This is a genomic window from Nonomuraea sp. PA05 (assembly GCF_008086045.1).
GTDB lineage: Bacteria > Actinomycetota > Actinomycetes > Streptosporangiales > Streptosporangiaceae > Nonomuraea > Nonomuraea monospora.
This window is the reverse complement of record NZ_VSEY01000001.1, coordinates 463452-478210: the sequence shown is the minus strand read 5'-3', so window position 1 is coordinate 478210 and position 14759 is coordinate 463452. Positions and strand designations below refer to the sequence as shown.

Below are 14759 nucleotides of genomic sequence, written 5' to 3'. Positions count from 1 at the left end.
TGAGGCGGACGCTGCTCCTACGGCCCCGCGCCACGATCCGGGGGCCGCCCGTACCACCCATCGAACGTCCGAGGAGGAAGCATGCCCGCGACACCCCATGCCGAGCACGTTGGCAGCCTCCTGCGCCCGCCCGAGCTGCTGCGAGCCCGGCAGGCGCGCGAGAGCGGCGAGCTGAGCGCGCAGGAGCTGGCCGAGCTGGCGGACGAAGCCGCGCTGGCCGCGATCGAGCTGCAGCGCCAGGCCGGGATCGAGGTGTTCACCGACGGGGAGATGCGGCGGCAGACCTGGCTGGCGGGTCTGCTGGAGTCGCTGGGCGGCGTGTCGCCCGTGCCGCTGCCGTCCACCGAGTGGTGGCGCGGCGACGGCGAGCCGGTGCCGCCGGAGGAGACCTCGTGGGACATGGTGGTGGCCACCGGCAAGCTCACCCAGAAGACGAACCTGACCGCCGTCGAGGCCGCCTTCCTGGCCCGGCACGCCCCCGGCCCGTACAAGATCACCATGGTGAGCTGCTCGATGGGGAGCCTGCTGTGGCGTCCCGACCTCAGCGCCGCCGCCTACCCCAGCCCCGCCGACCTGCTGCGCGACCTGGTCGAGCTGCGGATCGAGGAGATCAGGGGCCTGCTGGCGCAGGGCGTTCGGTGGATCCAGCTCGACTCGCTGGCCTACGACTTCGTCATCGACGCGGGCTTCCGCGCCCGCGTGCTCGGGCCGGGCGCGCCGGACGGGAAGGCGCTCCTGGACGCGGCCGTCGCCATCGACGCCGAGCAGGTGCGCGCGGCCAAGGCGCTGGACCCCGGCGTCACCGTCGCGCTGCACCTGTGCAGGGGCAACAACCGCAGCGCCTGGTCGGCCAAGGGCGGCTACGACCCGGTGGCGGAGCGGCTGTTCGGCGAGGTGCCGGTGGATCGGTTCCTGCTGGAGTACGACACGGAGCGGGCGGGCGGCTTCGAGCCGCTGCGGTTCGTTCCCGAGGGCACTGCCGTGGTGCTCGGGCTGGTGTCCTCCAAGGTGCCGGCGCTGGAGTCGCAGGACGAGCTGCGGCGGCGCATCGACGAGGCGGCCAAGTTCGTGCCGATGGAGAACCTGGCGATCAGCCCGCAGTGCGGCTTCGCCTCCACCGTCAGGGGCAACCTGCTCACCGTGGACGAGGAGCGGCGCAAGCTGGAGCTGGTGGTGGAGACGGCGCGGATGGTCTGGGGCTGAGCCGGGGCCGCGTCAGGCATCACCGGCGGCACACGTCGCGGAACGGCAGGCCGGGCACGTGTGCCGCCCACTCCTGAGGGGTGAGCGAGCGGGCCGCCTGGGCGCAGGCGGTGGCGGCGGGGTCGGTGGCAAGGGTGGTGGTGTCCCACTTCCAGACGGCGTAGGCGTCGCCGGTGACCTGCACGAGGTCGGCCGCGGCGGCGACCAGCGTCCTGCCGCCGGCCGTGAACGCCAGCGCGCGCACCTCGCCGCCGTGCCCGGCCAGCGGTGGTCCGAGCGGCTGTCCCGTGGCGGTGTCCCACAGCCTGACCGTGCGGTCCTGCCCGGCGGTGGCGAGGTACGCGCCGCCGGGGGCGAAGGCCACCGCGTGGACGCGTCCGGTGTGGCCGGTGAGGGAGGCACCATGCGGGCGGCCCGTGGTCACGTCCCAGAGCCGGGCCGTCTGGTCCTCGCTCGCCGTCACCAGCAGCCCGCCGCCCGGCGCGAAGGCCACCGCGGTGACCGGCAGGCTGTGGGCGCGCAGGAGGCCGAGCCGCCTGCCCGTAGCCGTCTCCACCAGCAGCACAGTGCCGTCCGAAGCCCCGGCGGCGAGCACGGCCCCGGTGGCGTCGAAGGCCGCCGCCGTGATCCGCCCCGACTGCCCGGCCGCGGGCTCGCCCCTGGCCCTGCCCTCGGGCAACGTCCAGACCTGCACCTCGGCGTCCGGCACGGTGGCGGCCTCCTGCACGGCTGTGGCGAGCAGCCGTCCGTCCGGGCTGTAGGCGAGGGGACGGCCGCGAACGGCGGCAGGCCCGTCGAGCACGGCGGTGGGGAGCCCGTGCCCGGCGTCGTCGCGGCCGGAGGCGGCCACGGAGCGGCCGTCACGGCTGACCGCGACCCCGTCCACGAGGTCGTCGGGCCGGATGCGCAGCCGTTCGCCGCGCCAGCGGGCCGCGCGCACGTCCCATGACCAGAGGCTGCCGAAGCCGGGCCGGGTGCCGTCGTACGGCTGGACCACGAGCCGGCCCGCGTCGGCGCTGAGCACGGCCTGCGTGTCGTCGGAGCGGTCGTACCAGCGCTCGGGGACCGGCCGGTCGGCCGGGACCGCGCCGCCTGTGCCGGGGAGGGTGAGCGGGTGGCGGGTGGCGCGCGGGATCCGCCACAGGCGGACGGTGGCGTCGGCGCCCGCGCTGGCGAGCAGGCCGCCGCCGGGGCTGAAGGCGACGGCGTTGACGGCGTGCGTGTGCCCGGTCAGCGGCTCGCCCAGCGGCCTGCGCCCCCGCACGTCCCACAGCCTGACCGTGTGGTCCTGGCCGGCGGTGGCCAGGACGCGGCCGTCCGGGCTGAAGGCCGCCGAGGTGATCAGCCCCGTGTGGCCGGTGAGCGGGCGGCCGGCGGGCCGGCGGGTGGTGACGTCCCAGAGCTGGATCTGCTCGCTGCCCGTGGTCCCGGCCAGCAGGCCGCCGCCGGGGCTGAACGCGAGCGCGGCCACCTCCTCGCGGGGCTCGGGCGTGAGGCTGCCGGCGGGCGGTTCGAGTGGGTCGCCGGTCAGCATGCCGGACGCGGCCTCGAACGTCCTGATCGGCCCGCCCGGGTAGGCGGCGGCGATGAGCGTGCCGTCGGGGCTGAACGCGACGGGCCCGGGAGCGCCTTCGAGCGAGCGCAGGGCGGCGACCTGCGTGCCGGTGCCGGCGTCCCACAGCCGGGAGGCGCCGCCTGAGCCGCCGGTGGTGGCGAGGAGGTTCCCGTCGGGGCTGAACGCGGTCCACTGCCTGGCCCAGGCCGCGCCGCCGCCGCCGGTCCAGCCCTGGCGGGTGGCGGTGTCCCAGACGCGTACGCCGCCGTCGGCGCCCGCCACGGCCAGGCGTCCGCCGTCGGGGCTGTAGGCCACGGCCATGCCGTCGCCCTGCTCCTCCCCGGCCGGCCAGGGGGCGGGGGCGAGCCGGGCCACGTCCCACAGGCGCAGCGGAGCGGCCCGGCCGGCGGCGGCGAGGGTGGCGCCGTCGGGGCTGAAGGCGACCGCGTGCACCTCGCCGGGGAAGCCGCGCAGCACCGCGAGCTGCGGCCGGGTCACCGCCGCCCGGACGGCGGACCGCGTCTCGGCGGACTGCGGGGCGATCCTGGTCGCGGCCACGGCGAGCAGCCTGGCGGTCTGGGGGTCGGTGGCGGCCAGGACCTGGCTCTGGGCGACGAGCGCGCGGGCGAGGGCCAGGTCGCGCTGGGCGAGGGCGCGGTCCCGTCCTGCGCCCGCCCGCACGTTCGTGACGGTCAGCACGGCGACGGCGGCCACGAGCGCCGCCACCAGCGCCATCACCAGGGCGATCGCGGCGGGTCTGGCCGATGAGCGCAGCCGGTCGAGCACCGCGGACCTCCACGAACGACAGGGGGCACCCGTCACGGTAGACCGGCGGCGGCCCGCCCGCCCTCACCACGGACGTCTCGGTTCCGTTCTCACCGGAAGGGGCGACACGTCCTGCCACACCGCCCCCCATGGCCTCACCACCGGGACCCGCCGCCCCCATGGCGCGCGTCGCCGGGGCGGTCATTCCTCCTGGCGGGCGGCGCGGCGGGCGGCGTCGATGGCCTCGGCGGGCGCCGACCGGGCGGGCCTGGTCAGGACGCGCCGCACCACCTCCACCGGCAGCTTGGGCTCCCGCCCCGCGGTCAGCAGCCCGTTGGTCTCCTGCTCGGTGTCGGTGAGCTGCGTCCAGCAGAACCCGGCCAGCTCGGGACTGTCCAGCACCGCGTCCACGAACTGCCGGAACTCCTCGGCCAGCTCCCCGGCGGTGGCGACGGCGGCGTACCCGTGCCAGGCCTCCCCCGCCTCCGGCCGCAGGCTGAGGCCGCCTATCTCGGACAGCACGACCGGCTGTCCCCGCCTGACGGGGTCGCCGAGCAGGGCGACGCGCCGGGCGGGCGGCCGGTCGCCGAGGACGCGCGCGACCGCGTCCCTGGAGGCGTAGCGCTCGCGGATGGACGCGCCGGTCGGCGCGTAGTCGTGCAGGCCCCAGATGTCGCTCTCGGTGTGCTCCCACCCGTCGTTGGAGATCACCGGCCGGGTGCCGTCGAGCGCCTTGGTCAGGTGGTAGAGCGCGGCGGTGGCGTGCCGCTGCTCCGGCACGTCGGCGGCGTGCCACACGCCCCAGCTCTCGTTGAACGGCACCCACGTCACCACGCACGGATGGCTGCGGTCGCGGGCGACGACCTCCAGCCATTCGCGGGTGAGCCGCTCGACGGTCCTGGGCGCGTACTCGTAGGCGCTGGGCAGCTCGCTCCACACCATCAGCCCGAGCCGGTCGCACCAGGCGAGGAAGCGCGGGTCCTCCACCTTCTGGTGGACGCGCACGCCGTTGAACCCCAGCTCCTTGACCAGCTCCACCTCTCTGCGCAGCGCGCCTGCGGGCGCGGCCAGGTGCGAGCCTGGCCAGTAGTTCTGGGCCAGGACCAGCCGCAGGAAGCGGGGCTGGCCGTTGAGCAGGAAGCGGCCGTCGCGGACGCCGGTGCTGCGCAGCGCCGTGTACGAGGTGACCGCGTCGATCGTGCGGCCGTCGCGCAGCACCTCGACACGGGCGTCCAGCAGGGTGGGGCGTTCGGGCGTCCACAGCAGCCGCGCCTGTTCGAGCTGGTGCCTGGCGGCCGGGATCGCGATCGTCCAGCGGCCGTCGCGGCGGCCGGTGCGGCAGGTCTGGTCGGCGAGGACCTCGTCCTCCAGGGTGAGGACGACGTGCACGTCCACCTCGGATTCGGGCGCGCGGGACAGCTCGACCTCGACGGTGACGGCGGCGCCGGGCACGTCGGGCGTCCAGTGCAGCCGCCGGACGTGCAGGCCGGGCACGACCTCCGCCCACACCGGCTGCCAGATGCCGGTGGTGCGGTGGTACCAGACGTCGTGCGGCTCGGCCCGCCAGTCCTGCTTGCCGCGCGGCTGGGTGGCGTCGTCGCACTCGTCCTCGGCGCGGACCACGACGACCTGCTCGGCGCCGGGCACGAGCGCGTCGGTGACGTCGAAGGAGAACGGCGTGTGCCCGCCCTCGTGGCCGCCCGCGTGCACGCCGTTGACCCAGACCTGGGCGCGGTAGTCCACGGCGCCGAAGTGCAGCAGCAGCCGCTCCCCCGGTCCGGGCGCCCGGTCGGGGCGCAGCGTGCGGCGGTACCACACGACGGGGTGCGGGGCGGTGTCGCGCAGGCCGGACAGCTCGCTCTCCGGCGGGTACGGCACGGTGATCGTGCGGGTGTACGGCGCGGGGTCGTCGTGCCAGCCCTCGGCCAGGCCGCGGTCCTCGTCGTCGGTGGCGAATCCCCAGGGGCCTGACAGGTCCTGCCAGTGCGGGCGCACCAGCAGCGGGCGGGGGTGGTCGGTCACGGTTCTCCTGATCAGAAAGACAGCACGGTCACCGAGTGCGGGGCGACGTCCCACCCGCCGCCGCTGGACGCGACGTCGCCCAGGTCGCGTACGGCGATCGTGTCGGGGGCGGCGAGCGTGTTGACCGCGTCCAGGGCAGGGACGTCGGCGCCCAGGGTGCGGATCCTGGCGGTGGCGGGCGTGCCGGCCTGGGAGCCGTCGAGCACGACCCGCAGCCGCACGGCCGCGTCGCGGTGCCGGTTGACGACGGCGATCCGCAGCGTGCCGTCGTCGGCGCGGGTGGCCGACACGTCCACGTAGGGAACGGTCATGGGCGCGGTGAGCAGCCGGCCGTCGGGACCGCGGTTGTCGCCGAGCGTGACGGAGGCGGTCCTGGCCGGTCCCGTCACCTCGCAGGGCAGCACGGTGCGCCCTGTGTGGTGCCGGTACAGGTGCCAGACGTGGTAGATGGCCGAGCGCAGCGCACCGCCGGGGCGGGCGACGACCAGGCCGTTGGCGTTGACCAGGTTGACCGGGTTGGCCATGGCGACGGGGGCGGGCAGCCCGGCGGTGCGGTGGATGGCGTGGAAGACGCCGGCGCAGAAGAGCGCGTCGCCGACCGTCCTGGGGCTCCACCGGTTGACCCGCACCTTGAGCGGGTCGTCCATTGGGGCGGTGTCGCGCGGGGCGACGCCGCCGTCGTCGCCGGGCTGCGGCCGCGGCCACTCCTCGGGTTCGAGGTGCCGCATCGTCCACTCGTCCAGGGCGAGCGCGGGCGGCCGGTCCAGGCCGGCTTCGGCGGCCAGGGCGGTGACGAGCTGGGAGTAGGTGTGCAGCTCCCGCTCGAAGTAGAGGGACTGGGCGACGACGGCGTCGTAGTCGTCGCCGGTCCACAGGTGGGTGCTGGCCCCGTACAGGTGCAGGGAGAGGTGATCGAGCAGCGAGCCGGCCCGCTGGAGCAGCGGGCGGGTCCACTCCTCCTGCCGCCACGGGATGCCGACGCCGACGAGCTTGACGTCCGGGTCGACCAGCCGCATGAACAGGGCGTGCTCGCGGGCGGCGGCGGCGTACTCGTCGGCCGTGCGGTGCCCCATCTGCCAGGGGCCGTAGACCTCGTTGCCGACGCCCCAGTAGCGCACGTTCCACGGCTCGGCCCTGCCGTTCCGCGCGCGGCGGGCGGTCAGGGTGGTGTCGCGGGCGGAGTTGGTGTATTCGATCCAGCGCACCGCCTCGTCCACGTCCCGGGCCGAGTGCACAAGGTACGGCTCCGCCCCGACCGCCTCGCACCAGGCGAGGAACTCGTCCGTGCCGAACCGGTTGCTCTCGCGCTCGCCCCAGGCCAGCTCCAGCCTGCTGGGCCGGTCGTCGCGCGGGCCGATGCCGTCCTCCCAGTGGTAGGCGGAGGTGAAGTTGCCGCCCGGCCACCGGATCGGGCCAGGGCCCAGCTCGCGCACCAGCTCCAGGACGTCGGCGCGCACGCCGCGCAGCAGGCCGGGCTCGTCGGCGGACAGGGGCGAGCCCTCGTCGAACACCCCGCCCTCGATGTTGCCGAAGAACGCCGACTCCAGGAAGTGCCCGTAGACGTCGTCGTCGATGCGGCCGGCCGGCCGGCGGGTGTCGATGGTGACGAGTGCTTCCCGCATGCCGGTGGGCTCCGTTTCTGTCATTGCTTCACCGCTCCCGCGAGGCTGTCGACGAACTTGCGCTGGAGCGCCACGAACACGGCGATCACCGGGATGAGCGAGATCACGGCGGCGGCGGCCATGCCCGACCAGTCGGTGCCCCGCTCGCCCACGAAGACGGTCATGCCGACGGCCAGCGTGCGCAGGTCGGGCTCGCTGAGCGTGAACACCAGGGGCAGCAGGTAGACGTTCCAGGCGAACAGGTAGGTGAGGATCACCACGGTGGCGGTGATCGGCCAGGCGAGCGGCAGCATCACCCGGAAGAAGACCGTGAAGGGGCCCGCGCCGTCGAGCCGCGCCGTCTCCTCCAGCTCCTTCGGCAGCCGCCGGAAGTAGCCCGCGTAGAGCAGGGTCGAGGCGATCTGACCGCCCGCGCCCAGCCCGAGTATCACGCCGGCGTGCGTGTTGAGCAGCCTGAGCTGGTCGGTGAGCTGCGTGATCGGGATGATCGTGTAGCCCTCGGGGAGGAAGAAGGTGACCAGGAACAGGCCGATGAGGAACTTCTTGCCGATGAAGTCGTAGCGGCCGAGCACGTACCCTGCCAGGGCGCTGCGCACGACCACCAGCAGCACCGTGCCGACCGTGATGACCAGCGTGTTGACGAAGTAGCCCGCGAAGCCGACCTCGCTCCAGGCGCGGGCGTAGTTCTCCCAGACGGGCTGCTCGGGCAACAGGCCGAGGCCGCTGCCGAAGATCTCCGAGGACGTCTTCAGCGACGCCGACACCAGCCAGACGAACGGATACACCCACAGCCCGCCCAGCACCAGCAGCAGGACGAACGTCACCACCTGCCGCGCGCCAGGAAGACGCAGCCGCGAGGTCATGGCTCCCCCCTCCTCCCGCGCGCCCACCGCATGCCCAGCGCCTGGGCGACGGCGAGCACCACGGTCAGCAGCCCGAACAGCACGGCGGCGGCGGAGGCGTAGCCGAGCTGGGGGACGGTGGCCTGGAAGGCCGTGCGGAAGATGAAGATCTCGATCACCTCGGACGAGAAGGACGGGCCGCCGCCGGTCAGGGTCTGCATCAGGTCGAAGACGTTGAACGCGGCCACGGTGTCGATCAGCGTGATGATCACCAGGAACGGCACCAGCAGCGGCATCGTCACGTGCCGGAACTCCGCCCACGCGCCGGCGCCGTCGATCATCGCGGCCTCGTGCACGGCCCGCGGGATCGTCTGCAGCGCGGCCAGCCAGTAGATCAGCGTGATGCCCAGCCACTTCCACACCCACACGGCGATGCCCGCGTACAGGGAGGTGCCGGCGTTGGCGGCGAAGTTCTGCGGCGAGTCGATCAGCCCGGACCAGACCAGCGACAGGCTGAGCGGGCCGCTCGCGTCGAGCAGCAGGGTGAACACGACGCCCACGATCGCGCCCGTGGTGACCACGGGCAGGAAGAACAGGGTGCGGAAGAAGCCCTTGAACGGCGTCTTGCGCGCATTCAGCACCAGCGCCAGCAGGAGCGCCAGGCCGACCCGCAGCGGGACGGCGATGACGAGGAACACCAGCGAGTTCCAGAACGCGTTCCAGAACAGGTCGTCGCCGATGAGCCGCTCGAAGTTCTCGAACCCGACGAACGTCCCCGTGCTGGCGAAGCCGGGCCAGTCGAGGAGGGCGTACCACCAGGAGGCCAGCAGCGGGTAGACGGTGTAGGCGCCGTAGCCGAGGACGGTCGGCAGCAGGAACAGGTAGATCCACCAGTCCTGACGCAGGCGCCGCGCCCGTCCTCTGGGCGGGGGCGGGGAGGTCGTCGTGGTCATCTCAGCGCCCGGCGTAGTCCTGCTGGCCATAGTCCTTCTCGCGGTCCCAGTTGGCGAACACCCACGCCTTCAGGTCCACCTCGACGCCCTTCTCCTCGCGCACCGCCTTCAGCGCGCGCTCGCGCTCCGCGCTGATCTGGTCGTTGAAGCGGCGGAGCTGGCCGCCGGCGTCGGTGGAGGCACCGGTCAGCACCGACTGGACGATGTCGCCGAGGTTGGGATGGACGTCGCGCATCTCGGCCAGCACCTGCCAGACTCCGGGGTTGCCCACCTCGGGCACCGGGCCGATCTTCACGTCCTCCTGAAAGTTGGCGACGCACTTCCTGTACGCGTCGTGCACCTTGGCGTCCTCGATGACCTCGGCGGCCAGCGCGGGCGGCTGGTCCATCGCCTCGGCCAGCCTGGTCTGGAACTCCTTGGTGGTCATCTGCAGCATGAGCTCGGCGGCGGTCTTCGCCTGCTTGGACTGGCTGGACACCCAGAACGTGCCGGACGAGGGCGGGCTGTAGACGAAGTTCCTGGTGGTCCCGGGGCAGGGGATGTGCCAGGTGCCGACGCCGCGCTCGACCGCCTCCGGCTCGTCCACCAGCAGGCCGCCGATGAACCAGGCGCCCCACAGGTAGATGCCGGCCTGCCCGGCGGCCCAGCGGGCGCGGGCGTCGCGCGCGCCCATCGAGGCCGAGGCGGGGTGCACGACCTTGTCCTTCTGGAGGCTGACGAGGAACTCGATGGCGTCGAGGTAGGGCTGGGTGTCGTAGACGTAGGCGCCGGTCGCCCAGTCGACGTTGCCGGGGCCGGGCGCGCCGGCGGTCATGGCCAGCCGCTCGACCAGCGTCCGCAGGTACTCCGGCTCCTTGCTCGGCAGCACCAGGCCGGCGGCGCCGCCGTCGTTGCCGGTGGCGACCTTGCGGGCGATCTCGCGGAGCTCGTCCCAGGTGCCCGGCTCCTCCTCGGGGTCCACGCCCGCCTGTTTGAGCATCGCGGTGTTGAACCACGGCACGGCCTCGTGCCAGCGGCCGGAGAACGGCGGGAAGGAGTAGATCTCGCCGTCGAAGCGGTGGATGCCGTCGTAGACGAACTCGCCGATCGGGCTGCCCGCGAAGTCGGCGAGCTTGCCGATCGGCTGGAACCAGCCCTCGCTCACCAGGGCGGCGGGCGAGACCGTGCCGAGGCCCGCCAGCGAGTGCACGTCGGGCATCTGGTTGCTGCGCCTGCCGACCTGGAGCGCCTGGCCGAGGTCGGGGGCGTCCATCTGGCGGCGCTCGACGGTGACGCCCGCGTGCGACTGCGTGAACGGGGTGAACAGGGCGTCCTGGAACATCTTCGTCAGCGGCCGGAACTGGTCCCACCACTGCAGGGCGCCGCCGCCGCTGCCCGCGCTCGCGCTCTTCTCGGCCAGTTGCCCGCCGCCGGTGCAGGCGGCCAGCGCCGCGGCCAGGACGGCGGCGCCCGCGCCCCCGAAGAGGCGGCGGCGGGTGAGATCGCCCGGGTGCCGACGAACGGGCCCAGCGCCCGTGGTTGCAGAGATCCGGTGGTGATGCCGCCCCATGGCGACTCCTCTATGTCTGTGTGTACGACTCGGTCACCGACCTGGTCCGCTCTCCCCGGCCAGCCAGGGATCCCCCGGAGCGGATCTATGTTTGCGCTAACTTAGGCTGCGGGCCTATCAGCGTCAAGAACATGTTCGTGAAGGCCCGCCACCGATGTAGCCTGTCGGCGTTCCACCTCGCGGCAGCCCCGTAACGCGCTGCCCTGATGAAGGGAGACAGCCGGGCGTGGTGCGACCACCGGGGACGAGGGCGTCCGGAGGCCCGTCGATGGCGGACGTCGCCAAGCTCGCCGGAGTCTCAGGCCAGACCGTGTCACGGGTGGTCAACGGCAACGACCGGGTGACCTCCGAGACGCGGCTCAGGGTCGAGGCGGCCATGCAGCAGCTCGGCTACCGCGCCAACATCGCCGCCAGGGCGCTGGCCACCGGCCGGTTCGGGACGATCGGCGTGGTCACGTTCAACCTCAGCGCCGTGCTGAACGTGCGCATCGTCGAGGCGGTCGTGACCGGCGCGCAGGCGCGCGGCTACTCGGTCAGCGTGGCCATCGTCGACGGGCCCACCGAGAAGGAGGTGCGCGCCGCCGTACGCGGGCTCACCGACCGCGCGGTGGACGGCGTGATCGTGGTCGAGGCCCGCGTCCTCGACACCCCGCACCTGCGGCTGCCCGAGGAGGTGCCGCTGGTCATCGCCGACAGCAGGGCGGCGCACAAGCACCCGACGTTCGGCATGGACGAGGCCGCCGGCGCCCGCGCCGCCGTGGACCACCTGCTCGGCCTGGGGCACGCCACCGTGCACCACGTGGCGGGCCCGGCCGGCTCCAACCCGGCGCAGCGGCGGCGGGCCGCCTGGCAGCGGCAGCTCAAGCGCTCCGGGCGCGCGGTGCCGCCGCCCGTCGCCGGCGACTGGTCGCCCCGCTCGGGGTACGAGGCCGCGCTGCGGCTGCTCGCCGACGACGAGGCCACCGCCGTGTTCGCCGCCAACGACCAGATGGCCGTGGGCGTGCTGCGGGCGGCGGCCGAGCTGGGGCGGCGGGTGCCTGACGACCTGAGCGTCGTCGGGTTCGACGACCTGGACTTCGCGCCGTACCTGACGCCGCCGCTGACCACCGTCCGGCAGGATCTGGAGACGGTCGGGCGGCGCTGCGTGGAGCACCTCATCGCGCGCGTCGAAGGCCCGCCCGGAGCGGCCTCGGCCCAGCCCAGCAGCCGTTTCGTCCGCCCCGAGCTGATCGTCCGCGCCTCCACCGCCCCTCCTCGCTGAGCCCTCACTCCGGCGGGACGGCCATTGACAGGCCGATCAAGTTAGCGCAAACATGAATCGCGCCGATGACGATCTCCCCCCAACCCGTCAGAGAGCAGGCACCTTGCTTCGTCGACTGTCGCTCGTCGCGCTGACCGCGGTCCTCGCCACGGTCTCGCCCCTCACTCACGCCGCCACCGCCGCTTCGGAGGGCAAGCCCGTGAACCGTCCGCTGCCCACCGCGTACGGCGCCCTCGGCGCGAACTTCAACCAGAACCTCGACGCCCTCGACTACCGCGAACTACGCGAGTCCGGCACCCGCTGGGTGCGCGGCTTCTACCCGATGCCCGCCACCGACCAGGGCGACCCCGCCGGCCACTTCGCCATCAGCACCATCACCGACGCGGGCCGGCGCGGCTACGACACCATCCTCAGCCTCAAATGGCCCTACAACGCGGCCTCCTTCCCGCAGCCCGGCAGCGCCGCCATGGCCACCGAACTCGCGCGACTGGACCGCGTGCTCCCCACGGTGCTCGACAAGGTGGACATCCTCGCCATCGGCAACGAGCCGTTCATCGAGAGCCTGCCCGCCGAACGCGACGAACGCCTCAACGTCTTCTACGAGACCGTCGCCCGGCACATCATCGGCCACCGCCGCGAACACTGCGGCCCCGGCTGCCGCACCACCCTCTACATGGGCGCGCTCAACCGCCTCGACCTCGCCGACCGCCGCACCCCGGCGGCCGAACGCTGGATGACCTTCGTCCGGGAGACGCCCGAGATCCAGGGCGTCGACATTCACCCGCACATCCCGGCGCCCGGGAACGCGCAGGCCTTCCTCGACTACATCCTGCCTCGGATGCGGGACGACCAGACGTACCTCGTGACCGAGTTCTCGCTGGTGTGGTACTGGAAGCAGCACCTCCAGGACACGGTGTCCGCGTCGTTCGCCGAGCGGTACGGGTTCGCCCCGGACACCCGGGTCTGGCAGGTGATCAAGGCCGCCATCGACTCGCCGTTCAGCCGGAAGCAGTGGTCCGACTTTCTGACCAGCAGTTCTTGGTTCGTGGAGCAGGCGGGCTTCTTGCGGGAGCAGATGGCGCTTTATCGGGGGACGGGGCGGTTGGCGGTGGCCACGTATGGGTTCAAGCAGGATGACCTGATGGTGCGGGACTTCGGGCCCGGTAAGGATCCGTGGCTGCTCAACAGCGTGTTCGCGCCGTACACGGTCAGGGGGCGGGGGGATGGGCTGTCGGCGCCGAACTACTGGCTGAAGGACTTCAAGGCGCTGCAGCACTGATCACGTGGCGGGCGCGAGGTCACGCGCCCGGCACGCACGGCCCGGCACGACACGCACGGCCCGCCACGCACGACCCGGCACGACACGACCCGGCACGACACGACCCGGCACGACACGACCCGGCACGACACGACCCGGCACGACACGACACGCGCGGCACGACACGCGCGGCGGCCGGCCGCGCGCCGCTACGACGGCACGTCGTTGGTTTCGAATCGGGTCAGCGCCTTCCTGCCGTCCGTCACCACGACGACGGAGTCCTCCTTCCCCATTACGAGCACCAGCTCATCATCCCCATCCCCGTCAAAATCCCCCGCCGCCAACGGCACCCCCTCCCCCACCCCGGCGACACTCGTCCCGGCACGAAGCCCGCCCGCCGCACCCCAGAACACCTTCGGAGCAGTGGCGGCCACCTGCGCCGCGCCCCCGAAGGCCAGGTCGTCACGCCCGTCACCGTCGAAGTCACCAGCGACGGCGGCACCCGACGTGCCCTTGAACGCCGCCTGCCGCCCGTCCCCGTAGTAGACGGTCAGCGTCCGGTCCACCGACGGCGGCTCGGTCTCGTAGCCGGGCTCGTTGTTGCGGCTCCCGTCGTCGCCGACCGCCACGTCCCTGGCCCCGTCCCCGTCGAAGTCGCCGAACGCGGCGGCCATGCCCGGGTTGAGCTTCCTGCCCGTCCGGGCGGGGCCGCCGGGCCCGGCGGCGAGCAGCAGGCCGCTGACCTGCTCGCCGTCGTCCCCCTGGTACACGATCAAGGCGGTGGCGCGGCGGCCGTCGATCTCGTCGGCGGCCATCCGCCAGAAGTCCTCGCCGGTCGGTGACGGCTGGACGCCGCTGCGGGTGGCGGCGCCGTCCCGGGTGAAGGGGCCGTACAGGACGGTCAGGTCCGCGGCGAGCCCGCCCGACCTGGGCGGGGTGGCCACGGCCACGTCGGCGGCGCCGTCCCCGTCGAAGTCGCCCGCGACGGCGCGGTAGCTGGCCGATCCGGAGATGGCGGGCAGCCGGACGGGGGTGGGGGACGCCGTCGCGGCGATGCCGTCCGGGCCGCCCCAGAGAACGTGCGGGCCCTGCGGCCGGCCGGGCGGCCCGCCGTAACCGAGGACGTCCCCGAATCCGTCGCCGTCGAGGTCGGCCCTGCTGCCGCCGCTGCCGATCAGCCAGGAGGTGAACGTGTCAGGCGGCACGACCGCGCCCTTCGACGGGACGAGCCCCTTCGGGGAGCCGTGGACGACGCCGAGCCGCCTGCGGTCGGCGGGGCCGAACTCCGCCACCAGGTCGGCGTACCCGTCACCGTTGACGTCGTCGGCCTTCCCGCGCGCGGGCCTGGTCGAGCCCGGCGTCGCACCGGACCCGGCAGGCGTCGCGGAGCCGGGCGGTGCACTTGACCCGGTTGGCGCGCTCGATCCGAGCGGCTCGCTCGATCCGGATGGCGCGCTCGATCCGGATGGCGCGCTCGATCCGGATGGCGCGCTCGATCCGAGCGGCTCGTCGCCGGGGCTGGGGTGCGAGGCGGTGGTGCCGGGGCGCGGCGACGCCGCCGAGCCACCCGCCCCCGGGTCGCCCCCGCAGCCCGCCACCACGAGGGCGGCCACCAGCAAGATCATCGCCTTTCGCGGCACAGCCCGACAGCTTAGGACAGCACGACCCACGTTCCCTCATCTGCCCAGAGGCCCCATCCTCATGTGGCGTTAAGAATGGTCGCTTAGCG

At 73.6% G+C, this 14759-nt stretch carries 10 protein-coding genes; 3 read left to right on the top strand and 7 right to left on the bottom strand.

The genetic code is table 11. The features are described 5' to 3' along the window. The first annotated feature begins 81 nt into the window (after positions 1–81). Entirely contained in the window at positions 82–1203 is a 1122-nt protein-coding gene (locus FXF51_RS02480) for a cobalamin-independent methionine synthase II family protein (RefSeq protein ID WP_148432549.1), read from the top strand. A gap of 19 nt (positions 1204–1222) precedes the next feature. Here FXF51_RS02480 and FXF51_RS02475 read toward each other — a convergent pair whose 3' ends face one another. From FXF51_RS02475 to FXF51_RS02450, 6 genes are all read right to left on the bottom strand, one after another. After that, a complete protein-coding gene (locus FXF51_RS02475) occupies positions 1223–3544 on the bottom strand; it encodes a WD40 repeat domain-containing protein (protein WP_148432548.1) in 2322 nt (773 codons plus the stop codon). A gap of 180 nt (positions 3545–3724) precedes the next feature. Beyond that, on the bottom strand, positions 3725–5545 hold the full coding sequence (locus FXF51_RS02470; protein WP_222871085.1) for a glycoside hydrolase family 2 protein: 1821 nt from the start codon (positions 5543–5545) through the stop codon (positions 3725–3727). Between the two features lie 11 nt (positions 5546–5556). Next, on the bottom strand, positions 5557–7191 hold the full coding sequence (locus FXF51_RS02465) for an alpha-L-arabinofuranosidase C-terminal domain-containing protein (protein WP_222871084.1): 1635 nt from the start codon (positions 7189–7191) through the stop codon (positions 5557–5559). Continuing rightward, positions 7188–8030 carry a carbohydrate ABC transporter permease gene (locus FXF51_RS02460; RefSeq protein ID WP_148432547.1) on the bottom strand — a complete coding sequence of 281 codons (843 nt, stop codon included), beginning with the start codon at positions 8028–8030 and terminating at the stop codon, positions 7188–7190. Before FXF51_RS02460 ends, FXF51_RS02465 begins: the two co-directional genes overlap by 4 nt. After that, positions 8027–8962 carry a carbohydrate ABC transporter permease gene (locus FXF51_RS02455; protein WP_187414128.1) on the bottom strand — a complete coding sequence of 312 codons (936 nt, stop codon included), beginning with the start codon at positions 8960–8962 and terminating at the stop codon, positions 8027–8029. Before FXF51_RS02455 ends, FXF51_RS02460 begins: the two co-directional genes overlap by 4 nt. Position 8963: 1 nt before the next feature. After that, complete coding sequence (locus FXF51_RS02450) at positions 8964–10511, bottom strand: ABC transporter substrate-binding protein (RefSeq protein WP_148432545.1); 1548 nt, start codon at positions 10509–10511, stop codon at positions 8964–8966. A 268-nt stretch (positions 10512–10779) separates the two neighbouring features. Here FXF51_RS02450 and FXF51_RS02445 point away from each other — a divergent pair, with 268 nt between their 5' ends. Together FXF51_RS02445 and FXF51_RS02440 are read left to right on the top strand one after the other, a co-directional pair. After that, a complete protein-coding gene (locus FXF51_RS02445; RefSeq protein WP_148432544.1) occupies positions 10780–11772 on the top strand; it encodes a LacI family DNA-binding transcriptional regulator in 993 nt (330 codons plus the stop codon). Positions 11773–11875: 103 nt separating this feature from the next. Continuing rightward, positions 11876–13051: a hypothetical protein gene (locus tag FXF51_RS02440; RefSeq protein WP_222871083.1), complete on the top strand. Its 1176-nt coding sequence runs from the start codon at positions 11876–11878 to the stop codon at positions 13049–13051. A gap of 188 nt (positions 13052–13239) precedes the next feature. On the opposite strand, the gene FXF51_RS02435 is transcribed toward FXF51_RS02440, so the two are convergent. Next, positions 13240–14670 carry an FG-GAP repeat domain-containing protein gene (locus FXF51_RS02435; protein ID WP_148432543.1) on the bottom strand — a complete coding sequence of 477 codons (1431 nt, stop codon included), beginning with the start codon at positions 14668–14670 and terminating at the stop codon, positions 13240–13242. Positions 14671–14759 lie beyond the last annotated feature (89 nt).